General features: G+C 69.5%; 19 protein-coding genes. 9 read left to right on the forward strand and 10 right to left on the reverse strand.

The features are described from left to right. Positions 1-89 precede the first annotated feature (89 nt). The 4 genes from ACFY3C_RS27775 to ACFY3C_RS27790 all read left to right on the forward strand — a co-directional run bounded on the left by ACFY3C_RS27775 (position 90) and on the right by ACFY3C_RS27790 (position 3,965). On the forward strand, positions 90-1,301 hold the full coding sequence (locus ACFY3C_RS27775; protein WP_390772652.1) for a pyridoxal phosphate-dependent aminotransferase: 1,212 nt from the start codon (positions 90-92) through the stop codon (positions 1,299-1,301). Positions 1,302-1,399: 98 nt separating this feature from the next. Next, positions 1,400-1,819 carry a hypothetical protein gene (locus ACFY3C_RS27780; RefSeq protein WP_390772653.1) on the forward strand — a complete coding sequence of 140 codons (420 nt, stop codon included), beginning with the start codon at positions 1,400-1,402 and terminating at the stop codon, positions 1,817-1,819. A gap of 371 nt (positions 1,820-2,190) precedes the next feature. Beyond that, on the forward strand, positions 2,191-2,694 hold the full coding sequence (locus tag ACFY3C_RS27785) for a tetratricopeptide repeat protein (protein WP_390772654.1): 504 nt from the start codon (positions 2,191-2,193) through the stop codon (positions 2,692-2,694). After that, positions 2,691-3,965 carry a glycosyltransferase gene (locus ACFY3C_RS27790; protein ID WP_390772655.1) on the forward strand — a complete coding sequence of 425 codons (1,275 nt, stop codon included), beginning with the start codon at positions 2,691-2,693 and terminating at the stop codon, positions 3,963-3,965. The genes ACFY3C_RS27785 and ACFY3C_RS27790 overlap by 4 nt, the downstream gene beginning before the upstream one ends. Before the next feature lie 81 nt (positions 3,966-4,046). On the opposite strand, the gene rfbD is transcribed toward ACFY3C_RS27790, so the two are convergent. Both rfbD and rfbB read right to left on the reverse strand, forming a co-directional pair. Further along, positions 4,047-4,964, reverse strand: coding sequence for a dTDP-4-dehydrorhamnose reductase (gene rfbD, locus ACFY3C_RS27795; RefSeq protein WP_390772656.1), 918 nt, complete (start codon positions 4,962-4,964; stop codon positions 4,047-4,049). Beyond that, the gene (gene rfbB / locus ACFY3C_RS27800; protein ID WP_390772657.1) at positions 4,961-5,935 is read right to left on the reverse strand and encodes a dTDP-glucose 4,6-dehydratase; all 975 of its coding nucleotides are present in this window, start codon (positions 5,933-5,935) and stop codon (positions 4,961-4,963) included. The genes rfbD and rfbB overlap by 4 nt, the downstream gene beginning before the upstream one ends. 395 nt (positions 5,936-6,330) lie before the next feature. On the opposite strand from rfbB, the gene ACFY3C_RS27805 reads away from it, so the two are divergent. Further along, entirely contained in the window at positions 6,331-7,695 is a 1,365-nt protein-coding gene (locus ACFY3C_RS27805; protein ID WP_390772658.1) for a hypothetical protein, read from the forward strand. 228 nt (positions 7,696-7,923) lie between these two features. On the opposite strand, the gene ACFY3C_RS27810 is transcribed toward ACFY3C_RS27805, so the two are convergent. The 3 genes from ACFY3C_RS27810 to ACFY3C_RS27820 form a co-directional block, all read right to left on the reverse strand. Then, positions 7,924-8,529, reverse strand: coding sequence for a dTDP-4-dehydrorhamnose 3,5-epimerase family protein (locus tag ACFY3C_RS27810; RefSeq protein ID WP_390772659.1), 606 nt, complete (start codon positions 8,527-8,529; stop codon positions 7,924-7,926). Between the two features lie 81 nt (positions 8,530-8,610). Next, complete coding sequence (rfbA, locus tag ACFY3C_RS27815) at positions 8,611-9,525, reverse strand: glucose-1-phosphate thymidylyltransferase RfbA (protein ID WP_390772660.1); 915 nt, start codon at positions 9,523-9,525, stop codon at positions 8,611-8,613. 218 nt (positions 9,526-9,743) lie between these two features. Next, positions 9,744-11,567 (reverse strand): phosphoenolpyruvate carboxykinase (GTP), encoded by a 1,824-nt coding sequence (locus ACFY3C_RS27820; RefSeq protein ID WP_390772661.1) that lies wholly within the window; start codon positions 11,565-11,567, stop codon positions 9,744-9,746. A gap of 279 nt (positions 11,568-11,846) precedes the next feature. Between ACFY3C_RS27820 and ACFY3C_RS27825 the strand changes: the two genes are divergently transcribed. The 4 genes from ACFY3C_RS27825 (at position 11,847) to ACFY3C_RS27840 (ending at position 15,636) form a co-directional block, all read left to right on the forward strand. Next, positions 11,847-12,560 carry a hemolysin III family protein gene (locus ACFY3C_RS27825; RefSeq protein WP_386579244.1) on the forward strand — a complete coding sequence of 238 codons (714 nt, stop codon included), beginning with the start codon at positions 11,847-11,849 and terminating at the stop codon, positions 12,558-12,560. Positions 12,561-12,673: 113 nt separating this feature from the next. Then, positions 12,674-14,242 (forward strand): MFS transporter, encoded by a 1,569-nt coding sequence (locus tag ACFY3C_RS27830; RefSeq protein WP_390772662.1) that lies wholly within the window; start codon positions 12,674-12,676, stop codon positions 14,240-14,242. Next, positions 14,239-14,880: a TetR/AcrR family transcriptional regulator gene (locus ACFY3C_RS27835; RefSeq protein WP_386579241.1), complete on the forward strand. Its 642-nt coding sequence runs from the start codon at positions 14,239-14,241 to the stop codon at positions 14,878-14,880. The genes ACFY3C_RS27830 and ACFY3C_RS27835 overlap by 4 nt, the downstream gene beginning before the upstream one ends. Before the next feature lie 33 nt (positions 14,881-14,913). Continuing rightward, the gene (locus tag ACFY3C_RS27840; protein WP_386579240.1) at positions 14,914-15,636 is read left to right on the forward strand and encodes a Mut7-C RNAse domain-containing protein; all 723 of its coding nucleotides are present in this window, start codon (positions 14,914-14,916) and stop codon (positions 15,634-15,636) included. Here ACFY3C_RS27840 and ACFY3C_RS27845 read toward each other — a convergent pair. The 5 genes from ACFY3C_RS27845 to ACFY3C_RS27865 all read right to left on the reverse strand — a co-directional run bounded on the left by ACFY3C_RS27845 (position 15,633) and on the right by ACFY3C_RS27865 (position 24,405). After that, positions 15,633-18,035 carry a galactose oxidase-like domain-containing protein gene (locus ACFY3C_RS27845; RefSeq protein ID WP_390772663.1) on the reverse strand — a complete coding sequence of 801 codons (2,403 nt, stop codon included), beginning with the start codon at positions 18,033-18,035 and terminating at the stop codon, positions 15,633-15,635. The two genes, ACFY3C_RS27840 and ACFY3C_RS27845, sit on opposite strands and share 4 nt — an antisense overlap. Further along, complete coding sequence (locus tag ACFY3C_RS27850) at positions 18,032-19,213, reverse strand: glycosyltransferase (RefSeq protein ID WP_390772664.1); 1,182 nt, start codon at positions 19,211-19,213, stop codon at positions 18,032-18,034. Before ACFY3C_RS27850 ends, ACFY3C_RS27845 begins: the two co-directional genes overlap by 4 nt. Then, entirely contained in the window at positions 19,210-20,862 is a 1,653-nt protein-coding gene (locus tag ACFY3C_RS27855) for an ArnT family glycosyltransferase (RefSeq protein WP_390772665.1), read from the reverse strand. The genes ACFY3C_RS27850 and ACFY3C_RS27855 overlap by 4 nt, the downstream gene beginning before the upstream one ends. Further along, complete coding sequence (locus ACFY3C_RS27860) at positions 20,859-22,127, reverse strand: glycosyltransferase (RefSeq protein WP_390772666.1); 1,269 nt, start codon at positions 22,125-22,127, stop codon at positions 20,859-20,861. The genes ACFY3C_RS27855 and ACFY3C_RS27860 overlap by 4 nt, the downstream gene beginning before the upstream one ends. 217 nt (positions 22,128-22,344) lie before the next feature. After that, a complete protein-coding gene (locus ACFY3C_RS27865; RefSeq protein ID WP_390772667.1) occupies positions 22,345-24,405 on the reverse strand; it encodes a thioredoxin domain-containing protein in 2,061 nt (686 codons plus the stop codon). Positions 24,406-24,430 lie beyond the last annotated feature (25 nt).

The raw sequence follows: 24,430 nt of genomic DNA on the forward strand, positions 1-24,430 counted from the left end.
AGCTACCGGCGATAACAGCACAAAGCTCCGCGTCTCACGTGTCGGAAAACACGACCCGTGAGGCGTTACCGGGCCGTAAGCTCACGGACATGCAGGTGATCCAGTCGACCAAGCTCGCCAACGTCTGTTACGAGATCCGGGGCCCGGTTCTCGAGGAGGCGATGCGCCTGGAGGCGGCAGGTCACCGCATCCTGAAGCTCAACACAGGCAACCCGGCCGCCTTCGGCTTCGAGTGCCCGCCGGAGATCCTGGAGGACATCCTCCGCAACGTCTCCACCGCGCACGGCTACGGCGACGCCAAGGGCCTGCTGGCCGCGCGCCGGGCGGTCGTCATGCACAACCAGACCCTCGGCATCGAGACCGACGTCGAGCACGTCTTCATCGGCAACGGCGTCTCCGAGCTGATCGTGATGGCGATGCAGGGCCTGCTGGACGACGGCGACGAGGTCCTCGTACCAGCCCCCGACTACCCCCTGTGGACGGCGGCCGTCTCACTGTCCGGCGGTACGGCGGTGCACTACCGCTGCGACGAGCAGTCGGACTGGATGCCCGACCTCGCCGACATCGAGCGCAAGGTCACCGACCGCACCAAGGCGATCGTCATCATCAACCCGAACAACCCCACGGGCGCGGTCTACGACGAGGCGATGCTCAAGGGGCTGACGGACATCGCCCGCCGGCACAACCTGCTGGTCTGCTCCGACGAGATCTACGACAAGATCCTCTACGACGACGCCACGCACATCCCGACCGCCAAGGTCGCCCCCGATCTGCTCACCCTCACCTTCAACGGCATGTCCAAGGCGTACCGGGTGGCCGGCTACCGCGTCGGCTGGATGTCGATCTCCGGCCCGCGCGCGCACGCCGACTCCTACATCGAGGGCCTGACGATCCTGGCCAACATGCGGCTGTGCGCCAACATGCCGGGCCAGCACGGCGTGGTCGCCGCGCTCAGCGGGCGCCAGTCGATCAACGACCTGGTGCTGCCGGGCGGCCGGCTGAAGGAGCAGCTGGACGTCGCCTACGAGCTGCTCACCCAGATCCCGGGCGTGACCTGCGTACGGCCCAAGGGTGCGCTGTATCTCTTCCCGCGCCTCGACCCCAAGGTCTTCAAGATCAAGGACGACCGGCACATGGTGCTGGACCTGCTGCGCCAGGAAAAGATCATGGTCGTCCAGGGCACCGGCTTCAACTGGCCCGAGCCCGATCACTTCCGTGTGGTGACCCTGCCGACCGTCGGCGATCTCCGGGACGCGATGACCCGGATCGGGAACTTCCTGGACGGGTACGGCCAGCCGTAGCGGACGGAGACCGGCGGACCGCAGTCCGTGACACGACTCAACTTTAGACGAAATCCAAGCTAGGATGGCTTCCTGTCAGAGCACAGGAGGCCATCCCCATGTACGAACCGATCCGCACCAAGTCGGTCCACAGCACGATGGCCGGCACCCCTTCCGACTTTCCGCACCGGTCGCGCGAGGAGGAGCTGGACATCCAGCTGGCCGGACACCTCTCCGCGCTGCTCGCCGTCACCGACGACCTGCGCGCCCTGACCCCGTCGACCGATCTGGACGCGGCCGCGGAACGCCTCGCCGGCGAGGTCGGCCGACTGCGGGAAGGACGTACGCCGCTCCGCGCGACGCCGGCTGCGGCCGGTGACCCCGCCGCCCTGCACCAGCGGGCACACGCCCTGGCCGGCCGCGCCCTCGTGGTCGCCGCCTCCCGGGCGGACACCGCGGCGGCGATCCTCGCGGCCGAGCGCATGGACGCGCACGCCGCCGCCCTGGCCGACCCTAAGGAACTCAGCGCGGCCCACTGACCCCGCCTCAGGGGTCCCCCTGTCGGCCCCGGTCCGCGTGCACCCGCAGCGACGCGCGGACCGGGCGCCATGACATCCGATTTCCCCTTTCGCCTTTGATGGCTCTGATGCCTGCATTCGGGTGGACTGCACACCGCAATTGCCTGCCAAACGGCTGCACCATCACACAGCACTCGTAACGTCGGTGGAAATGATGCTGGTTCGGACTCCGACCACATCCTTGGTCCCTCACCGTTTCTACGAGATGTGAAAAAATGAGACGTAGGCGATTGTGGGCGGGGCTTGCCTGTGCGGCCGCGGTTGCGACCGGGGTGACCGCCTGGGCAGTTCAATCCCACTCGGCAACGACCCCGGAATCCGAGGCCACTTCGGTGAACCGGAAGGCCCAGGAAGCCAATACGCTTTTCCAGAGCGCCTTGCTGCAGGAGAAGTACCAGGATCCCGATGGGGCGACCAGAACCTACCAGCGGGTGCTGAAGCTCCAGCCTCGCAACAAACTGGCCTGGTACAACCTGGGGGTCATCGCGCAACGGGGCGGCAGAACAGCCGAAGCCCGTGAGGCCTACGAGAAGGCGCTGAAGATCGACCCGAAGTACGGCTCGGCCCTCTACAACGAGGCGATCCTGCTGAAGTCGACCGACACCGACCGCGCCGTCGAACTCCTGAAGCGTGCCATCGCCGCCACGCCCAACGCCGCCACGGCCCATCTCCAACTCGGCTGGGTTCTGGCGCAGAAGCACCATGACGACGAGGCCGAGAACGAGTTCCGCCGCGCCGTCGCGACCGATCCCTCGCTCCTCTCCCAGGTCCCGGAACAGTTCCGGGACGACGTAAGCCCCACACCGACATCGAGTCAGGCAGGTGCCACCGAATGACGCTGACTGCAACCCCCAGGTTCTCCGTCTTCACCCCCAGCCACCAGCCCCGTTTCCTCGATGAGTGCCTCAAGTCCCTGCAGGCGCAGACCTGCAAGGACTGGGAGTGGATCGTCCTGCTCAACAACGGCGCCCGGTGGCGGCCGGAGCGACACGACGACCGGGTCCGCGTGGAGATCGCGGACAGCATTCGCGGCGTCGGGGCGGCGAAGCGCAGGGCCTGCGAACTCGCACGCGGCGAGATCCTCGTCGAACTGGACCACGACGACCTCCTGGCGAAGGCATGCCTGGCGGAACTGGCCAAGGCGTTCGACGCCCATCCCGAAGCCGTCTTCGTCTACAGCAACACCGCCCAGATCACCGAGGACGGCAAGCGGGACGACACCCGCTTCAACGAGGCGCACGGCTGGAAATACGAGGACGTGCGCGTCGACGGCCGCAAGCTGCTCCAGGCCGTCTCCATGGAGCCGACGCCGCACAACGTCTCCTACATCTGGTACGCGCCGAACCACGTGCGGGCGTTCCGCAAGGAGGCCTACGAGAAGGCCGGCGGCTACGACGCGACGCGCACCGTGCTGGACGACCAGGACCTGATGTGCCGTCTGTTCCACCTCGGCGACTTCCACCACATCCCCCGCTGCCTGTACCTGCAGCGGATGCACCCCGCGAACACCCAGCGCGACCCGGAGATCAACGCGCACATCCAGCGCGAGACAGTCGCCCTGTACGACAAGTACGTCGAGGCCAACGCCCTCGCCTGGACGCACCGGCGCGAACTGCTCGCGCTGGACCTCGGCGCGGCCCACCGGAAGCCGCCCGGCTATCTGGGCGTGGACCAGTACCCCGGTGAGGGCGTCGACATCGTCGCGACCCTGCCCGGAAAGCTGGACCTGCCCGACAACTCGGTCGGTCTGCTGCGGGCGGTGGACTTCCTGGAGCACGTGCCCGCGAAGATTCCGCTGATCAACGAGCTGTACCGGCTGCTGGCACCCGGCGGCATGCTCCTCACCATGACACCCAGCTCCGACGGCCGCGGCGCGTACCAGGACCCGACCCACGTCGCCTACTACAACGAGAACTCGTTCTGGTACTACACGGACAACCAGTACCGTGCCTTCGTGCCCGAGATCGAGGCCAAGTTCCAGTCGTCACGTCTGGTCACCTACTTCCCGACCGAGTGGCACTCCCGGAACAACATCTCCTACGTCGTCGCCAACCTCATCGCGATGAAGGAGGGCGCCGAGCGCTGCGGAGGACCGCTGCTGGTCTAGGGCCCATAGATGGAAAGGAGCGCCCTGCGAGCCGTCAGGTTCCGCAGGGCGCTCCGGTGTTCGGGGCCGCACTCCCACCGGTCAGGACGACAGGCGTGCGCTGTCCGTGCGCGCCGCCGCGGCCAGGGCGGCGAAGGGGGGCGTGGCCAGCGCTGCGGTCAGCTGCTCGTCCCACCGTGGGAGGGGCGCGAGGCCGCCTCGGACCCAGTTTCCATGACCGAGGACACCGAACGCGGGGCGGGCGGCCGGGCGCGGGAACTTCTCCGAGCCGACCGGGCGGATCCGCTCCGGGTCGAGGCCGGCGAGGCGGAAGGTCTCCCGCGCCAGGCCGTACCACGTGGTGCGGCCGGCCGCCGTGCCGTGGTAGATGCCCGCCGGCGCCCGCCCGGCCAGGGCCGCGCGGCCGAGGTCGGTCAGCTGCCGGGCGAGCGCACGGGACCACGTCGGCTGGCCGTGCTGGTCGGCCACCACGTCCAAGGTCTCGCACCGGCCCGCCAGTTCGAGCATGCGGGCCACGAAGTTGCGGCCGTGCGCGCCGTAGAGCCAGGCGGTGCGCACGATGTAGCCCGTGTGCGGCAGCAGTTCGGCGACCGCCTGCTCCCCCGCCGCCTTGCTGCGCCCGTACGCGTTGACGGGCCCCGTCGGCGCGTCCTCGGGGTAGGGCCGACGGCTGTCGCCCGGGAACACGTAGTCGGTGGAGACGTGCAGCAGAAGCGCGCCGCTGTCCGCGCAGGCCTGTGCCAGGTGGCGGACGCCCGTGCCGTTCACGGCCATGGCCGCCGCCTCGGACCGCTCGGCGCCGTCGACGTCCGTCCAGGCCGCGCAGTTGACGACCACACGGTGGCCCGTGACGGCCGCGCGGACGGCGGCCGGGTCGGTGATGTCCAGCTGGTCACGGCCGAGTCCCGTCACCACGGCATCCGGACGGGCGGCGAGTTCGGCCAGCACCTCCTGCCCGAGGAGCCCGCGGGCACCGGTCACCAGCCATCCGGCGCTCACCGGAGCCCCGCCCTCTCCCGGAGCGGCTCCCACCAGGTGCGGTGCGCCCGGTACCAGGAGACCGTGGCGGCCAGGCCCTCGGCGAAGTCCACCTGCGGTGCGTACCCGAGCTGTTCGCGGATCTTGCTGTCGTCCAGCGAGTAGCGCAGGTCGTGGCCCAAGCGGTCGGCCACGTAGGCGACCCTGTCCCAGCCCGCGCCGACCGCGTCCAGCAACAGGCCGGTGAGCTTGTGGTTGCTCAACTCGGTCCCGCCGCCGATGTGGTAGACCTCCCCGGCCCTGCCGCCGTGCAGGACCAGGTCGATGCCCCGGCAGTGGTCGGAGACGTGCAGCCAGTCGCGCATGTTGCGGCCGTCGCCGTACAGGGGGACCGTCCTCCCGTCGAGCAGGTTGGTGATGAAGAGCGGGATGACCTTCTCGGGGAACTGATAGGGCCCGTAGTTGTTCGTGCACCGGGTGACCACGACGTCCAGGCCGTGGGTGCGGTGGTAGGCGAGCGCCAGCAGGTCGGCGCCGGCTTTCGAGGCGGAGTACGGGGAGTTCGGCGCGAGCGGCCACTCCTCGGTCCACGAGCCTTCGCCGATGGAGCCGTACACCTCGTCGGTGGACACGTGGACGAAGCGGCCGACGCGATGGCGGCGGGCCGCGTCCAGGAGCACCTGCGTGCCCATCACATTCGTACGGACGAACGGACCTGCCCCGTCGATCGACCGGTCCACATGCGACTCGGCGGCGAAATGGACGACCGCGTCCTGGCCCGCCATGACCTGGTCGACCACGTCCGGGTCACAGATGTCGCCCCGGACGAACGTGTAACCCGGGTGTTCCACCACCGGCGCCAGATTGGACTCGTTCCCCGAATAAGTCAGTTTATCGAGAACGGTGATCCGCGCCGTCGGGTCGGATTCCATCCGTCTGCGGACATATTCCGAACCGATGAATCCGGCGCCGCCGGTCACAAGGATATGCATGGCTCTCCGCTTTTCTTGCCGTCCAGCGTTCAGAATCGGGGAACTGCCCGGTTCCCGGAACCTGCCCCTCACGCTACTCAAGGCCGCGGCACATTCCCGGCAAGCCGGACCGACTCATGCCAATGTCGTCGGATTCGACGCCGGGTGTGCCACGACGTCGGAAGCGCCGGCGGAACGCGGGCGGTGCCCCGAGGCCGAAGCCTCGGGGCACCGTCGTTCGTCCGAGGTGGGGCGGGGAGCCGGTGTCGCACCGCCGCCCGCCCCACGGTTGGTCACGGACTGCAGATCACGAAGGCCGTCACTCCTGCCGGGTCGGTGGTGGCGGCCTGCCACCCGGTGGCAGGGCTGCCGCCGATCGGCTGGCTCTGGTACGCGGTGGCGGTAGTGGCACCGCCTTGGTATCCGCCGCCGATGGCCTGGCCCGTGGGGCACGTGGCAGTCGACTGCGCCTGCGGACCGGCCGGGTCCGTCACGACGGTGGTGGTCCCCAGAGAGCCCTGGGCACCCTGGACACCCTGGGTACCCTGCGGACCCGTGGAGCCCTGCGGGCCCGCGGGACCGGTGGCACCCGTGGTGCCGGTGGCACCCGGATCGCCCTGCGGACCCGTGGCACCGGTCGCACCGGTCGAACCCGTGGCGCCCTGGGCGCCCGTGGGACCAGTGGCACCCGTGGCACCCGTGGCACCCGTGTTGCCCTGGAAGCCCTGGGGACCCTGCGCACCGGTGTCACCCTGGAAGCCCTGCGGACCCTGCGCACCGGTGTCACCCTGGAAGCCCTGCGGACCCTGCGCACCGGTGTCACCCTGAACACCCTGGACGCCGATGTCACCCTGAGCACCCTGGACACCGATACCGATGTCACCCTGGAAGCCCTGCGGACCCTGGACACCGATGTCACCCTGAACACCCTGGGCACCGACGTCACCCTGAACACCCTGGGCACCAACGTCACCCTGGAAGCCCTGGGCACCGACATCGCCCTGAACACCCTGGGCACCAACGTCACCCTGGAAGCCCTGGGCACCGACATCGCCCTGAACACCCTGGGCACCGACATCGCCCTGAACACCCTGCGGACCCGTGGCACCCGTCAGACCGGTCGAACCCGTGGCGCCCTGCGGGCCGGTAGGACCAGTGGCACCCTGCGAGCCCGTGGCACCCGTGTCGCCCTGCGGGCCCGTGGGACCGGTGGCACCCGTGGCGCCGGTGGCACCCGGATCACCCTGCGGACCCGTGGCACCCGTCAGGCCCGTCGTACCCGTGGCACCCTGCGGGCCCGCTGCGCCCGTGGTGCCCTGCGCACCCGGGTCACCTTGGAAGCCCTGCGCGCCCGGCTCACCCTGGAAGCCCTGCGGACCCGGGAGACCGGGCGTTCCCTGGACACCCCCGGACCCACCCTGCGGACCCTGCGCGCCGGTGTCGCCCTTGTCTCCCTTGTCACCCTTCGGCCCCTGAACACCCGGGACACCCTGGTAGCCCTGCGGGCCCTGAGGGCCGGTTTGGCCGTCGTGCCCGTCATGCCCCTGGGGGCCCCGCTCGCCACGCGGCCCCTGCGGGCCACGGTCGCGGTCGGCCTTGGTGCTGCTGCTCTTGTCCGTGTTCCGGTCGGCACTCACGGCGCCGTTCGGGCCGGGCAGCCCCACACTGCTGTTCGCGCCGGACCGGTGGATCGCGTCGGCGACGGCCACCGCACTCGGAGCGATATTGAGTACGACGGCCAGCGCGCCCACCGAGACCAAGGTCGCGGATTTCACGCGTGAACTTCGCATTGTTCTACGGCTCACTGAGAACCTTCCTCGTGAAACTTGAGTGAAGTGACGACACCGGAAACGCACGCACTGAATACGCTCACACGTCCGTGGTCACTGACACAGCCATTGTTCACGTCCGGCCACGGAATGATTACGCATCAGCCTGTGGCATAGTCCAAAATCACCCGGGTGGCTGCATTGAGCCGGAATAGTTCATCGGGCAACGGGAATTCCGACTCAATGGAACTCGGCGACTGCGAGACTTCCGCGATACGCGCTGCAGGCCTCGAAGGAGGGCAGCAGGCCCGCCCGCTCGGCCTCCTCCAGCGTGGGCGCCGCCGCATCCTTGCCGGAAAGGCACGGCACGAGATCCTCGGGCCAGGCGATGGCCAGCGAAGGATCGAGCGGATTGATCCCGAACTCCCGCTGTGGCGCGTACCCCTCCGAACACAGGTAGATGACCGTGGAGTTGTCCTCCAGCGCCATGAAGGCGTGCCCCAGCCCTTCCGACAGATAGACGCAGCGGTGTGTGGCGTCGTCCAGCCGAACCGCCTCCCATTTCCCGAAAGTCGGGGAACCGGTTCGGATGTCGACCACCACGTCGAGGACGGCGCCGCTGACGCACGTCACATACTTGGCCTGTCCCGGCGGAACCGACGCGTAGTGGATACCGCGGAGCGTACCGCGGGCGGAGCGGGAGCAGTTGGCCTGTGCGAGGCGGAACCCCTGGCCGAGAGAATCGACGAATCTCTCGGCCTTGAACCACTCGTGGAACCGGCCCCTGTTGTCCGCGAAGACACTGGGTGTGTCCACCCAGGCCCCTTCAATGCCCAGTGGTCGCACGTGACCACTTCCTTCCATCACGCAGCTGTTCTTGCCGAACTTGACGTCCGTGTCTTCGGGACGTCAGCCGCGCGACTTTAGTCAGGAGAAGGATTCCGTCACGCTGCTCCGTCGGGGCGCGACGAGGCTCGGGTATTCCTCCAAAAGCCCCAGCAGGTAATGGCCGTACCCGCTCTTGCGCAGCGGCCGGGCCAGCTCCCGGAGCCGGTCGTCGTCGATCAGGCCGGCCCGCCAGGCAGCCTCCTCGATACAGCCGATCTTGAAGCCCTGGCGCTCCTCGATCACCCGGACGAACTCCGACGCCTGAACCATGGAGGTGAAGGTCCCGGTGTCCAGCCATGCGGTGCCCCGGTCGAGCCGGGTGACGTGCAGTTCTCCGGCCTCCAGATAGACACGGTTGAGGTCGGTGATCTCCAACTCGCCCCTGGCGCTGGGCCTGAGGCCGCGCGCGATCTCCGCGACCCGGTTGTCGTAGAAGTACAGTCCGGGTACGGCGTACCGCGACTTCGGCCGGACCGGTTTCTCCTCGATGGACAGCACCCGGCCCCGCTCGTCGAACTCCACGACGCCGTAGGCCGAGGGGTTGGCGACCTGGTAGGCGAACACCCTGCCGCCCTTCAGATCGTCGTAGCGGGCCAGCCGTGTGCCGAGGCCGGTGCCGTGGAAGATGTTGTCACCCAGGATCAGCGCGACCGGCTCCTCGCCGATGAAGTCGGCCCCCAGGACGAGCGCGTGAGCGATGCCCTTCGGGTGTTCCTGTGCCACGTACTCCAGCCGCAGGCCCAGTTGAGTGCCGTCGCCGAGCAACCGGCGGAACTGGTCCTGGTCTTCCGGGGTGGTGATGATCAGAATCTCCCGGACGCCGGCCATCAGCAGTGTGGACAGCGGGTAGTAGATCATCGGCTTGTCGAAAACCGGCAGCAGTTGTTTCGACACCGAACGGGTCAACGGCCACAGCCTTGAGCCGGTACCCCCGGCCAGCAGAATTCCGCGCACGGGATCACCATAGGCGAATTGCTCATGGATACACCTTTTGCGCCACGTGTGGCGTGTACCGACCTGCGTCTGCGCCGGGCCGTATGCCGACGGGGCCCGCTCCGTACGCCGTTGTACGGTGCGGGCCCCGGGCCCCATCGTGGTGCTGTCACCACGGCCGGCCGTGACGATCGCTGGTCAGGGCATCCCAACCGGCCGTGGAGTCTTGTCTGCGGGTCTCAGCCCAGGCGCTCGACCAGCGCGCGGTACTGGTCCCACAGCTCCTTCGGCGTGTGGTCGCCGAAGGTGTTGAGGTGCTCGGGGACGAGGGCCGCCTCCTCGCGCCAGACGTCCTTGTCGACCGTGAGCAGGAACTCCAGGTCGGACTCGGCCAGTTCCAGGCCGTTGGTGTCCAGCGCGTCCCGGGTCGGCAGGATGCCGATCGGGGTCTCGACGCCCTCGGCCTTGCCGTCCAGGCGCTCCACGATCCACTTCAGGACGCGGCTGTTCTCACCGAAGCCCGGCCAGACGAACTTGCCCTCGTTGTTCTTCCGGAACCAGTTGACGTAGTAGATCTTCGGCAGCTTCGCCGCGTCCGCGGACTTGCCGACCTTGATCCAGTGGGCCATGTAGTCGCCCATGTTGTAGCCGCAGAACGGCAGCATCGCGAAGGGGTCGCGGCGCAGCTCGCCGACCTTGCCCTCGGCGGCGGCGGTCTTCTCGCTCGCCACGTTGGCGCCGAGGAACACGCCGTGGTTCCAGTCGAAGGACTCCGTCACCAGCGGCACCGCGGTGGCGCGGCGGCCGCCGAAGAGGATCGCCGAGATCGGCACGCCCCTCGGGTCCTCCCACTCCGGCGCGATGATCGGGCACTGGGAGGCGGGGACGGTGAAGCGGGAGTTGGGGTGGGCCGCGGGGGTCTCGGAGGCCGGGGTCCAGTCGTTTCCGCGCCAGTCCGTGAGGTGGGCCGGGGCGTCCTCGGTCAGGCCCTCCCACCACACGTCGCCGTCGTCGGTGAGGGCGACGTTGGTGAAGATGGAGTTGCCCCACAGGGTCTTGATGGCGTTGGCGTTGGTGTGCTCGCCGGTACCCGGCGCGACGCCGAAGAAGCCCGCCTCGGGGTTGATCGCGTACAGACGCCCGTCCTCGCCGAACCGCATCCAGGCGATGTCGTCGCCGATGGTCTCCACGGTCCAGCCGGGGACCGTCGGGTCGAGCATCGAGAGGTTGGTCTTGCCACAGGCGCTCGGGAAGGCGGCGGCGACGTAGCGCGGCTCACCGGTGGGCGGGGTGAGCTTGAGGATCAGCATGTGCTCGGCCAGCCAGCCCTCGTCGCGGGCCATGACGGAGGCGATGCGCAGGGCGTAGCACTTCTTGCCGAGCAGCGCGTTGCCGCCGTAGCCGGAGCCGTACGACCAGATCTCGCGGGTCTCCGGGAAGTGGGAGATGTACTTGGTCTGGTTGCAGGGCCACGGGACGTCCGCCTGGCCGGGCTCCAGCGGGGCGCCGACCGAGTGCACGGCGCGCACGAAGAAGCCGTCGTCGCCCAGCTCGTCGAGGACCGGCTGGCCCATGCGGGTCATGGTGCGCATGGACACGGCGACGTACGCGGAGTCGGTGATCTCCACGCCGATGGCGGAGAGCTTGGAGCCGAGCGGGCCCATGCAGAAGGGGACGACGTACATGGTGCGGCCGCGCATCGAGCCGCGGAAGACGCCCTTCTCACCGGCGAAGACCTCGCGCATCTGCGCGGGGGCCATCCAGTGGTTCGTCGGGCCGGCGTCCTCCTCCTTCTCCGAGCAGATGAAGGTCCGGTCCTCGACGCGCGCGACGTCGGTCGGGTCGGAGGCGGCGTAGTAGGAGTGCGGGCGCTTGATCGGGTCGAGCTTCTTGAAGGTCCCCTTGCCGACGAGCTCCTCGCACAGTCGCTCGTACTCGGCCTCGGATCCGTCACACCAGACCACGTTGTCCGGCTGGGTCAGTTCGACGATCTCGTTGACCCACGAGATCAGTTCCTGATGGTTGGTGGGGATGCCGGTGGGAGCCGCGATGTCGCGCGCCACGATTGCTCCTAAATGAGGGATTTTTTGTCTTGTCGCCCCGTGGGGGCTGCGACCCGGACGCTTCGTAGCTGCTCATCCGGTGCCGACCGCACTCATTTGATCATCCGATTCTAGTGCCCATCTGTCCAGAGGGCATCACAGGTGAGCAACGTGAGGAATCCCACGGTTTCCGTGATTCTTTGCGTGCACGTGGAGTTCAACAGAAGGACCTTTTGCGTACGGTCACTCATGAGGGCGCCCTGACGCGCGACTTACGGGGCCGTAGGTACCATGCCCCGCATGACTGCGCCCGTCCCCGACGCGCCCACGGACTCGCCGGCCGCCGGCCGTGGTCCCACCGCGCTCTCCCTGCCGCATCCGGTCAAGCCCAGGCTCCGCGGCTGGCTGCACCTCGGCATGTTCCCGGCCGTACTCATCGCGGGGCTGGTGCTCACCGCCCTCGCCGACTCCACCAGAGGCCGCATCGCCTGCGGGATCTACGTCCTGACGGCATGCCTGCTCTTCGGCGTCAGCGCCCTGTACCACCGGGGCAATTGGAGCCCCCGGATGGACGGCGTCCTGCGCCGCCTCGACCACGCCAACATCTTCCTGATCATCGCGGGCACCTACACGCCGCTGACCATGCTGCTGCTGCCCAGCGCCAAGGGCCAGTGGCTGCTGTGGGGCATCTGGGCCGCGGCCGCGGCGGGCATCGTCTTCCGCGTCTTCTGGGTCGGCGCCCCGCGCTGGCTCTACACCCCCTGCTACATCGCGATGGGCTGGGCGGCCGTCTTCTTCCTGCCCGACTTCATGCGCACCGGCGGCATCGCCGTCCTGGTCCTGGTGATCGTCGGCGGTCTCCTCTACAGCGCGGGCGGCGTGATCTACGGCATCAAGCGCCCGAACCCCTCACCGCGCTGGTTCGGCTTCCACGAGGTCTTCCACTCCTTCACCCTCGCCGCGTTCGTCGTCCACTACGTGGGCATCTCGCTGGTGGCGTACCAGCACGCATAACCCTTCCGAGCGAGCCTCTTTCCGGCCACGGCACTCCCGCCGTGGCCGTTTTTCATGCCCTGACAGCACACACCTATTGACGACAGCCATCTTTTGAGAGTTACTCTCATTTCATGGTTGCTGTCACCCAGACCGACGAGACGCGGCACGACCCCCGCCGCTGGTGGGCCCTCGGAGCCCTGGTCGCGAGCATGCTCACGCTCGGCTTCGACATGACGATCCTCAACGTGGCGCTGCCGACCATGGCGGAGCAGCTCGGAGCCACCACGGGCCAGCAGCAGTGGATGGCGGACGCGTACGTCGTCGTGTTCGCCGCGCTGATGCTCCCGGCCGGACTGCTCGGTGACCGGTTCGGACGGCGGCGGATACTGATCACCGGACTCGGGATCTTCCTGGCCGGCTCCCTCATGGGTGCCCTGGCCGGGGACGTGAACTGGGTGATCGCCGCCCGCACCGTCATGGGCGTCGGCGCCGCGCTGATCACGCCGCTGGCGATGTCCGTGCTGCCGTCCCTGTTCACGCCCGACGAGCAGGGCAAGGCCCTCGGCCTCGTCTCCACCGGCTCGGCCCTGGGCCTGCCGCTGGGCCCGATCATCGGCGGCTGGCTGCTCGACCACTTCTGGTGGGGCTCGGTCTTCCTGATCAACATCCCGATGGTCGCGCTCGGCATCCTCGCCTGCGTCCTGCTGCTGCCCGAGACCCGCGACCCGGCCACCCCCGCGATCGACTCCCTCTCCACCGTGTTCACCACGGCCGGGCTCGGCGCCCTCATCTACGCGATCATCGAGGCCCCCGACCGAGGCTGGGGCGATCCACTGGTCCTCGCCATGTTCGCGGGAGCCACGGTCCTGATCACCGGGCTGGTGCTGCGCTCGCGCCAGGTGCGGCGCCCCATGCTGGACATGAGCCTGCTCGCCCAGCGCGGCTTCCTGCTCAACACCGTCGCCGCGACCCTCGTGATGTTCGTGCTGTCCGGCCTGATGTTCGTGCTGCCGCCCTATCTCCAGGCCGTCCTCGGCAACGACACCCTCGGCACCGGCGTGCGGATGCTGCCGATGGTCCTCGGCCTGTCCGTCGCCGCGAAGCTCGCTCCCCCGCTCGCCGACCGCTTCGGGTCGCGCGCCACGGTCAGCGCGGGCCTGGTGGTGCTGGCCTTCGCCGCCCTGCTCGGCAGCCGTACGACGACGGACTCGGGCTACGGCTTCACCGCGCTGTGGCTCACCATCGCCGGACTCGGCTTCGGCTGCGCACTCGTACCGTCCATGACCGGCGCCCTCGCGACCCTGCCCCGCGACCGGGCCGGCAGCGGATCCGGACTGCTGATGACCCTGCGCCAGGTCGGCTCCGCGATCGGCATCGCCCTGCTCGGCAGCCTGCTGGCAGGCGTCTTCCGCGACCGGCTCGACGTGGCCGGCCTGCCCGCACCGGCCGCCCACACGGCCGGGGACTCGGTGGTCGCCGCGCATCTGATCGCCGAGAAGACGGGCTCCGCCCACCTCGCCGCATCCGCGAACGGCGCGTACGTCCACGGCATGGGCGTGGTCCTGCTCGTGTGCGGCGTTGCCGCCCTGGTCTCCGCGCTGCTGGCGGCGGCGTTCCTGCCGAACACCCCGACCGCGCGGCGCACGGAACGCGAGCAGGTCCCGGCCGTGGCCGCCCCCGCGGGAGATGCCGGACAATGACGGGCATGACGGCCGCTCACTCCCCTGCCTCCGCCGCCGACCGCCCCCGCCTCGGTCTGCGCGAACGCAAGAAGATCAAGACCCGTGAGGCGATCCGCGCGGCGACGTACGCCCTGGTCGAGGAGCAGGGGTACGACGCCACGACGATCGACCAGATCGCCGACCGGGCGGAGGTGTCGCCGTCGACCGTCTTCCGCTACTTCCCCACCAAGGAGGACATCGTCCTCACCGACGAGTACGACCCGTTCATCCTGGAGGAGATCAGGCAGCGGCCCGCGGAGGAACCCTGGGCGGATACCATCCGGTACGTGCTGCGGCGGGCCGTCCGGCAGGCCGTCGACGAGGACGAGCGGATCCTGCGGCTGCGGACGCACCTGATGGTCCAGGTCCCCGCGGTGCGCTCGCGCATGATGGAGAGCATGTCGGTGACCGGCCACATGCTCTGCCAGGCCATCGGCGAGCGCACCGGCCGCGATCCGGAGAGCCTGGAGGTGCGGGTCTACGCCATGTCACTGATCGGCGGCCTGATGGAGACGTCCATGTACTGGGCCGAGCACGGCCAGCGGGACGACTACGAGAGCCTCGTCGACCGCTCCCTGAACGTCCTGGAACACGGCCTCCCCGCCGAAAAACCCTGAGGCCCCGGCCCGGCCCCGTGCGATCCTGACGATGTGAACGGACCCGAGATCCACGTCGAAGTCGCCCCCGCCCTGCACCTGTTCGTGCCGCCCGTACGGCGGGCGGGCGCCAGCGCCCTGGGCACGGACGGCGTCTCGACCCTCGGCCACGTGGTCGAGTCCCTCGGGATCCCGCTGACGGAGGTCGGCGCCCTGGTGGTGGACGGCCGCGAGGTGCCGCCGTCCCACATCCCGGCGGCGGACGAGCGCGTCTCGGTCCGTGCCGTGCAACGCCCCCAGCAGGTCCCCGGCGCCCCGCTCCGCTTCCTCCTCGACGTCCACCTCGGCACCCTCGCCCGCCGGCTGCGGCTGCTCGGCGTGGACACGGCGTACGAGTCGACCGACATCGGCGACCCGGCGCTGGCCTCCCGCTCGGCCGCGGAGAAGCGGGTCATGCTCAGCCGCGACCGGGGCCTGCTGCGCCGCCGCGAGCTGTGGGCCGGGGCGTACATCTACAGCACCCGCCCCGACGACCAGCTGCAGGACGTCCTCGACCGCTTCGCCCCCGACCTGCGCCCCTGGACCCGCTGCACCGCCTGCAACGGCCTGCTGAAGGACGCCACCAAGGAAGAGGTGGCCGACCGCCTCAAGGGCGGCACGCAGCGCTCGTACGACGTCTTCGCCCAGTGCACGGAATGCGGCCGCGCCTACTGGAAGGGCGCGCACCACGACCAGCTGGAAGCCATCGTGGAGCGCGCCCTCGCCGGCCGGGGCTAAGCCCTGCGGGCGTCTCCCCTCCCGCAGGCCACGCCGTCCCTGTTGCGGTCGAGACCCAGCGGGTCGTCACCGCCGTTGACCTTGAGGCGGCCGTAGTGGTTCTGCTTCAGCCAGGTGCAGCGGGCGGCTGTCGTCTTCTTCACCTGGGGCGGGAAGACCGTCGGCACGCACACGTTGACCGAGCCGTAGTGCCGGTCGCAGCCGGAGATCGTCGGGCTGACCTTCTGCGACGTCTTCTTCTTGCCGGGCCCGGAGACCTTGCCCTGAAGGGAGTCGGCGAAGGAGTGGACGTGCGGGGAGGCGGCGGAGGCGCTGAGCGCGGCCGGCCCCTGCAGGTGCACCCACTTGGCCACCGACGGCACCCCGCCCGCGTCCACCGCGAAGAGCATGTACCAGCCGGGCGGGGCCAGGTTGGGGTTGCTCGTCACGTTCAGGTCGACGTTGTTGCCGTCGACGGACAGCGGCAGGTCGACGAAGCGCTGGTTCGGGTCGGAGGAGTGGGTGACCGCGGCCGGGCGGATCAGCTCGGCCTTGGCGATGGGCCGGTCGACCGTGATCCGCTGGGTGTCGCCGTACTTCCACTCCTGGTTGATCACCGAGGTGATCGTCGGGCGGGTGCCCTGGTAGAGGTAGGGCGGGGTGTAGATCGACACGTTGTGGTTCCAGGTGCCGTTGCCCGGGTTGTCGCCGGTGGCCATCACCCGGCCGTCGGGCAGGAGGAACGCGGAGGAGTGGTAGCCGCGGGCCTCGGGGTCGGCCGCCACCGGGTCGAAGGCGTTCGTGCCCGGGTCGTAGATCGAGGACTCGTACACCGGGTCGGCGCGGTTGTGCAGGGCGCCGCCCGTCTCCAGGACCTTGCCGTCGGGCAGCAGGACCGCGGAGACGTACATCTTGCCCTGGCCGCCGGTCTCGGCGACCTTGCCGCCCCCGAGGTCGACGGTGCCCTGTGGGAGCGGCGGCCCGGCGACGTACGACGGGTTCGCCTGCTTGAGGTCGATCAGGTCGGTGAGGCGGTTGCCGTCGGGGTTGGAGTCGATGTTGCCGCCGCCGATGGTGAGGACCCTCTGGTCCTGCGCCGGAGGCAGCAGCACGCTCGCCGACTGGTCCCGCTGGTCCTTGTTCTGCAGCCCCGGGATCTGGGTGACCGTGTTGGCGTCGTAGTCGTAGACCGCCGAGCCGGTGCCGGGGATGTTGTTGCCGAAGACATGACTGCCCGTGTAGAAGAGGCGGCCGTCCTGCATGAGGACCATCGACGGGTACAGACCCCAGTACGACCAGGTCTGGTTGACCTTCCACAGCGGCAGCCACTGCTGGTCCTTGTCCGACCAGTACTCGGCGGTCACCGAGCCGGTGGAGTCCTCGCGCAGACCGCCGAAGGAGATGACGTCACCGTTGCCCAGCTCGGTCGCCGACGGGTACCAGTGGCCGTCGTTGAGGTCGTTGGTCTTGCTGTAGGTCTCGGTCTTCGGGTCGAAGATGTACGAGTCCTTGAACCCCTCGTAGCCGTGCCCGCCCGGGACCGGGTAGGCCTTGTTGCCGCTCATGACGAGCACCCGCCCGTCCTGGAGCTGCACATGGCCCGCGCAGAACATGTCCTTAGGCGTCGGGATCACCTTGTAGGTGCCATTGGCCGGGTCGTACACCGCGCTGGTGAAGCTGCCCGCGGCGAAGTTCTCCTCGCTGTTGCCGGAGCCCGCGATCAGCAGCACCTTGCCGTTGTTGAGGACGACCGAGTGCATGGAGCGGACCGGGTTCTGCGTCGGCAGCACGGACCAGCTGCCGTTCGCGCACTGGTCGCCCGTGCCCGTGCACTGGGCGGGCGGGACCGGGTCCGCGACCTGCTCCATGGCGTAGTCGTCGGTGGTCGCCGAGCCGGTGCCGTAGACGGAGACGCCCCAGGTGATCCGGTCGGTGCCGGCCGGGACCTCGGGGGTGCGGACAGTGGCCTGCGTCCAGGCGGACGCCATGTCCAGCGTCTTGAGGTCGGTCCAGTACTGCCAGCCGGCGGTGGTGTCGTGCCGGAACAGGGTGATGTTGGCGTCGGGTGTCGTGGTCTTGTACCAGAGCCCGAGGTCGTACTGCTTGCCGGCGGTCACCACCGGCGCGCACTCGGTGGACTCGGTGATCAGCGCCTTGCGGTCGCCGTCCACCCGGCGGGTCAGCGTGACCTTCATGGCCTTGGCGCCGGAGTGCGCGTCGGAGGTGGTCTGGAAGCTGAAGTCGTTGTCGCCCCAGCCGGACTTCTCCCAGCAGTACGGCATGTCGTCCGTGCCGGCGGTCTCGAAGCCCGGGTTCTTGACCAGGTTGGCGGCCTCGGCGCTCTGTGGCGAGGTGAGGAGCAGACCGGCGGTCAGGGCCCCCACCCCGACCAGCGCGGTCCGTCTGCGGTGTTTGTTCACACGGCTCTCCTTGCGGTTGTACGGTCCCCCCGCCTGCGCGGGAGATAGACCAGCGCTTCGGTCCCGACGAAGCGCACGACGAACGTCGTCACCAGAGCGAGCGCGGTGGCGGGCAGCGCGCCCATCCCGAACCGGTCGACGAGCAGCGCGATCAGCGGGATGCGCAGCACCAGGTCCGCATTGGCGAGCAGCGCGAACCGGCCGAGCCGGTCCCACCAGCGGCGGTGCGCGCGCCGGTCGCGGAACAGCAGCTGCTCGATGAGCAGGAAGTTCCAGGCGACGCCGAACTGGTTGGCGAGGATCTCGGCGGGGACGTAGTGCACGCCGAGCGCGGTCAGCGCCCACAGTCCGACGAGGTTCGGCACGAAGCCGCTCGCCCCGATCAGCCCGAAGCCCACCATGCGGGCGACCGGCGAGGCGGTGCGCAGCCCGGCCAGGTGGCGCAGGAAGCGGAAGCCCTCCTGCGCGCTCGACTTGGACTCGCCCGCGAACCGGTCCTGGAAGACGAACGGCACCTCGGCGACCTGCCGGGGACGGCTGCGTACGGCCAGCTCCAGGAGGATCTTGTAGCCGAGCGGCTTGAGCACGTCGGCGGTGACCGCGCTGCGCCGGATGGCGAAGAAGCCGCTCATCGGGTCGCTGATGCCGTGCAGCCGGCGCGGGAAGAGCGCCTTGGTCAGCCAGGTCGCGCCGCGCGAGACGGCCACCCGGTAGCTGTCGGCGAGTCCGGCCCGGCTGCCGCCCTTGATGTACCGGGAGGCGACGACGAGCCCGGCGTGCTCCCGTTCGCCGGTGGCCACCAACTCCGGTACGAGGGACGGCGGATGCTGGCAGTCGCCGTCCATGACGACGATCCAGTCCGAGGACGCCGCCTTCAGCCCCTCGACGACCGCCCCGCCGAGCCCGCCGACCGGCTCCTCGCGGTGCAGCACGGCCACCGGGAAGGGGCAGTCCTGCGCGGCCGCGCGGATCACCTCGGGGGTGTCGTCGGTGGAGTCGTCCACGAAGACGACCTCGCAGGGCAGCCGCGCGGGCACCGACTCGGTGATCTGGTGCAGCAACTGCCGTATGTTCGCGGACTCGTTGAAGGTCGGTACGACGATGGTGACGGCACCGGGTTCGGCGACTTCCCCGGCGTCCAGGCCCTCGGCGGGAACCGTGTACTCGTGGCTGCTCATCGCGCGCCTCCCGCGGCTGCCGTCTGGATCTGCCGGATCTCGATGCGGTCGGGTCCGGTGCCGAAGGTGGCGACCGGCTCGGAGTGCTGGATGGCGGCCTTCACATTGGGCAGGTCCTTGGCGTCGCGGCGGACGGTCGGCGAGGCGACCACGTAGTCGATGTCCCGCCAGCCGTGCGGCATGGTCTTGGTGACGGCCGGGTCGAGGTCGGCCTTGTAGAACCAGATCGCGCCGAGCCCGGGCCGGTACCCGGCGTGCACGAGGTCCAGCCAGAGGGCGTCGTCGACCAGGACCCGGGTGGCCTTCGGGTTCTCGACCTCGGTGCTGAGCCAGGCGGAGGCCTGCCGGTAGGGCCTGTTGGCGTCGGCGGTGAGGGCGGTGCGGTCGCCGTCGTACCAGTGCGGTACGACGAAGGCGCCGGCGGCGAGGGCCAGGACTGCGGCCAGCGCGTACCGGCCGCCGGTGACGTACCGGTTCTCCCCGTCGGCGCGCCGGCGGCGCACGACCGCGTGGGTGACGGAGGCGGCGCCGCCGGCCAGGACCAGGGCGAGGAAGGGCAGCGCGCCGATGATGTACATGGCGGGCAGATAGCCGCCCGGGCGCATGGCCACGGCGGCCAGGATCGCCACGGTCAGGGCGGGTCCGGCGAGCGCGCGGGCGGTGACCGACCAGCGCCAGGTGACGATCAGCAGCAGGGCCCCGGCGAGGCCGCCGAGGGGCAGCACCCGGTCGTAGTACAGCCAGGAGTGCAGGACGCCGTAGGAGCCGGAGGAGGTGTCCAGGATGAAGCCCGAACCGGGCCTGGACATCTGGTACTTGATGCCGTCCCAGAGCGAGACGTGCCCGCTGCCCGGGAGCAGCTCGCCCTTCAGCAGGGCGAAGAGCGGGTAGGAGAAGCCGATCAGGGCGCAGGCGGTGACGGCTCCGGTGAGGGCGAACTTGCGGGTGTCGCGGTGGCTGTGCCGCCACATGGTGACGAACAGGGCGGGCAGGACGACGAGCATCGTCTCCTTGGTGAGCACGCCCGCGGCGGCCGCGAGGCCCGCGCCGAAGTGGTGCCACAGGTGCCGGCTGGGCGAGGCGGCCAGGCAGAACGCCAGCAGCAGCCACATCACGGCGATGTTGTCGAGGAAGATCTCGCGCTGGAGCACGACGGCCAGCGGGGAGAGCCCGAAGAGGGCCATACCGAGCCCGGCGGCCCAGCGGGGCAGGGAGAGCCTGCGGCCGAGGACGTAGACCAGCACCGCGCTGATGCCGCTGATCACCAGCATGGCGATCCGCATGGAGCCGACGGTCATCGAGCCGGGGCTGATGGCCGAGGGTATCCAGGTGAGCAGGGCTATCTGGAGCCAGCCGAGCGGCGGGTGGTCGTACCAGTAGGTGTAGTGGGCCAGGCCCTTGCCGTGCTGGACGGCCCAGGCCTGGGCGAGGTAGGTGCCCTCGTCGTCGCTGAGGGTCGGGTAGTCGGCGATGTTCCAGCCCTGGACGACGAGGATCGCCACGAGCAGGAGACCGCACAGCAGCAGGTCGGAGCGGGAGGAGCGGAGCCGCTCCGGAGGGCTTGTTCGGCCGGTCGAACGCTCAGCAGGCGCAGGCTTGCGCTGCGCGGGGACCGTCGGAGTGGTCACCGCGGGAAGAGTGGAGGTCACGCAGGAACGTCCTCTCGGATCGGTTCGGCCGCGGTGAGGTGCGCGCCGACGTGCGTGGTCAACTCCCAGTCGTTCCGGCCGCGCTGCTCGCGCCACACTGCGCGGATCGCGGCTCCGGCGAGGAGGACCTGGTAGAAGGGGCCACCCACGATGAGCTTCACGTAGTGGACCAAGCGGACCCGGAGCCCGTACTGCTTGCCGAAGTCGTGCAGTCCGACCACCTCGAAGACGAAGGTGACGGCGGCGGTGACCAGTGGCAGGAAGGTGAGGAAGGCGACCCCGACGGGCACGTCGAGGAAGAGCGCGACGGCCGCGTTCACTGGGATGATCACGCCGGAGAAGGCCTGCAGGAACGGGGTCATCAGCGTGTACCGGGCGAGCAACCGCTGCCTGAGCGCGGGCAGTTGCTTCCAGTCCTTCTTCCGGTAGACCTGTAGGAAGCCCTGGTTCCAGCGGGTGCGCTGCTTCAGCAGCGACATCAGCGAGCCGGGGGTCTCCTCACGGGTGACCATGTCGGAGTCGTAGGCGACGACGACCTTCTTGCCGACGCTGGACAGACGCACGCCCAGGTCGCAGTCCTCGGCGAGGCAGTTGGGGTCCCAGCCGTCCGCTTCCCTGAGGACGTCGGTCCGCACGAAGACGGTGTTGCCGCCGAGCGGGATGAACCCCTTCTGCGCGTGCAGGTGCAGCCGGGAGCGGAACCAGAAGAAGTACTCCAGGCAGTTGCGCAGGCTGTACCAGTTGGAGTGGAAGTTGATGAGCTGGACGCCGCCCTGGACGACGTCCGCCTCCGTGGTCCTGAACGCGTGGTCGACGTGGGCGAGCAGCTCCGGGTGGACCTGGTCCTCGGCGTCGAAGACCCCGACGACGTCACCGCGGCAGTGCGGCAGCGCCGTGTTCATGGCCTTGGGCTTGTTCTTCTTCTCGTGCGTGTCGACGACGACACGGACACGCCGGTCGCGCTCGGCCGCCGCCCGAGCCACCTCGGTGGTCTCCGGGTCGTCGTGCCCGACGATCACGATGATCTCGAAGTCGGTGTGTGTGGACTCCAGCAGCCGCTGGATGGTGTGGTCGAGCACGGCCTGCTCGTGCCGGGCCGGCAGGAGCAGCGAGAAGGACAGGCTCTCGGCCCCGTCCGGTCTGCTGAATCGGGTGGAGGCGAGCACCTCGGGCGTGCGCCACGCGTGCATCTGCCACCACAGAGTGAAAGCGGCCATCCAGAACAAAGCCACCGAAACGGCAGCAATAAAGACAGACGTCAGCAAAAAGATCCCCCCAGATCCCCAATACCCCCAGTGCGCGCAACGGTGAGTGACACCCGTTGCACGCGACGTGGAGAGACTAAGGGGGATCTGTGAAGTCCGGGAGCTCTTCCGATAAATTACGTGTTTCGGAACGGTGGTGCGGGTAGCGGGATCTATCCGAACACCTGCTCACATTTGGACAGTTCGCCGCCTCCGCTCTCCCGGGGATCCCCCCTGCTCAGCGTGTGTTCAGCGCCGCTCCGAGCCGTTCCGGATCGGTCGTCGGCACCTCACAAGTGAAATTACGGCAGATGTACGCCGCCGGTTCACCGCCCACGAGCGGACGGTCGGCGAGCAGGGGGAACTCGTCACTGTCCGGAGTCCCGACGGCGACGACGGCGCCCGGCGCGGTGCCGAGAAGTGCCGTACGGTGCAGGGCGGTCGTCCGCTCGTCGGCGAGGGACGGTCCGACGACCGCGACCTCCCGGGGGCCGTCGAGCAGCCCTTCCGCGGCGGCCAGTCCCCACCCGATGAACCGCGGCACCCGCGGTCCGAGCGCCTTCACCACGCCCAACGCCCTTTCCGCCGCCGCCCGATGGGGCTCTGATCCGGTGTGGGCCGCATAGCTCAGCAGGGCTCCGGCCGCCGCGGTCCAGCCGGACGGGGTGGCGTTGTCGGTGGGGTCCTGGGGCCGGCGGATGAGCTGCTCGGCGTCGGAGGCGGTGTCGTAGAGGGCGCCGCTGTCGGGGTCGGTGAAGCGGGCCAGCACATGGTCGAGGAGCAGCCCGGCGAAGTCCAGCCAGACCCCCTCGCCGGTCACGGACGCGAGCGCGAGGAAGCCTTCGGCGACGTCGGCGTAGTCCTCCAGCACGCCCGCGTTCGGGCCCACCCGTCCGTCCTTGCTGGTCCGGGCGAGCCGGGCGTGGTCGTCGAGATGCACGCGTACGAGGAGGTCGGCGGCGAAGACGGCTGCCTCGACGAGGTCGGGCCGCCCGAAGTAGGCGCCGGTCTCGGCGAGCGCGGCGATCGCCAGCCCGTTCCAGGCGGCGACGACCTTGTCATCACGTCCCGGGGCGGGCCGCTGCGCGCGCTTGTCCAGGAGGCGCTCCTTGATGGACGCGATCTTCCCGGCCTCGAAGACACCCTCGGTCTGCGGGAGTTGGAGGACCGACTGCCCGTGCTCGAAGGTGCCCTCCTCGGTCACCCCGAAGTACTGCGCGGCCGACTCGGCGTCCTCGTCCCCGAGGGCGTCCCGCAGTTGCTCGGGGGTCCACACGTAGTACGCGCCCTCGACGTGCCGCCCGCTCCCGTCGTCGCTGTCGGCGTCCAGTGCCGAGGCGAACCCGCCCTCGCCGGTGCGCAGTTCACGCACCATGAAGTCGGCGGTCTCCAGCGCGACGCGCCGAGCGAGATCGCTGTGTGCATCAGCGGCTCCGTCGCGGGCGGTGGCCCGCCACAGATGCGCGTACACGCGGCACAGCAGCGCGTTGTCGTACAGCATCTTCTCGAAGTGCGGCACGATCCAGTCGCGGTCGACGGAGTAGCGGGCGAAGCCGCCGCCGAGCTGGTCGTAGATCCCGCCCCGGGCCATCCGCTCGCAGGTGTCCTGGGCCATCTGCAGGGCGCCCTCGGCGCCGGTGCGGGCGTGGTGGCGCAGCAGGAACTCCAGGACCATGGACGGCGGGAACTTCGGCGCACCGCCGAATCCGCCGCGCTGCGGGTCGTACTCGCGGGTGAGCCCGAGGAGGGCCTGGGCGAGGTCCGGCTCGCCGGGAACCCGGTCGGTCTGGTAGCTGATCTCCCGCTGGGCGAGATCGCGCACGATCTTCCCGGCGACCTCGCCGACCTCGTCGCGCCGGTCGTCCCAGGCCTGCCGGACACCCTCCAGCACCTGCCGGAAGGAGGGCATGCCGTGCCGGGGCGCGGGCGGGAAGTAGGTGCCGAAGTAGAAGGGCTCGGCGTCCGGGGTGAGGAACACCGTCATGGGCCAGCCGCCCTGGCCGGTGGCCGCCTGGACGGCTTCCATGTAGACGGCGTCGACGTCCGGGCGCTCCTCGCGGTCGACCTTGACGCTGACGAAGTGCTCGTTTAGGTAGTCGGCCGTGGCCTGGTCCTCGAAGGACTCGTGGGCCATGACATGGCACCAGTGGCAGCTGCTGTAGCCGACGCTCAGGAGGACGGGTCTGTTCGTCTTGCGGGCGGCTTCGAAGGCCTCGGCCGACCAGGGCCACCAGTCCACCGGGTTGTCCGCGTGCTGGAGGAGATAGGGGGACGTCTCATGAGCCAGTCGGTTCGGCATGAGGTCCATCCTGCCGCAGGACCCC

This window comes from Streptomyces sp. NPDC001410, from assembly GCF_042895235.1.
Lineage (GTDB): Bacteria > Actinomycetota > Actinomycetes > Streptomycetales > Streptomycetaceae > Streptomyces.

What these genes read in the sequence shown, in the direction of transcription:
- ACFY3C_RS27775 (WP_390772652.1), top strand. Translation starts at nt 90, where the DNA reads ATGCAGGTGATCCAGTCGACCAAGCTCGCCAACGTCTGTTACGAGATC.
- ACFY3C_RS27790 (WP_390772655.1), top strand. Translation starts at nt 2,691, where the DNA reads ATGACGCTGACTGCAACCCCCAGGTTCTCCGTCTTCACCCCCAGCCAC.
- ACFY3C_RS27835 (WP_386579241.1), top strand. Translation starts at nt 14,239, where the DNA reads ATGACGGGCATGACGGCCGCTCACTCCCCTGCCTCCGCCGCCGACCGC.
- ACFY3C_RS27865 (WP_390772667.1), bottom strand. Translation starts at nt 24,405, where the DNA reads ATGCCGAACCGACTGGCTCATGAGACGTCCCCCTATCTCCTCCAGCAC.
- ACFY3C_RS27830 (WP_390772662.1), top strand. Translation starts at nt 12,674, where the DNA reads ATGGTTGCTGTCACCCAGACCGACGAGACGCGGCACGACCCCCGCCGC.
- ACFY3C_RS27780 (WP_390772653.1), top strand. Translation starts at nt 1,400, where the DNA reads ATGTACGAACCGATCCGCACCAAGTCGGTCCACAGCACGATGGCCGGC.
- rfbB (WP_390772657.1), bottom strand. Translation starts at nt 5,935, where the DNA reads ATGCATATCCTTGTGACCGGCGGCGCCGGATTCATCGGTTCGGAATAT.
- ACFY3C_RS27825 (WP_386579244.1), top strand. Translation starts at nt 11,847, where the DNA reads ATGACTGCGCCCGTCCCCGACGCGCCCACGGACTCGCCGGCCGCCGGC.
- ACFY3C_RS27850 (WP_390772664.1), bottom strand. Translation starts at nt 19,213, where the DNA reads ATGAGCAGCCACGAGTACACGGTTCCCGCCGAGGGCCTGGACGCCGGG.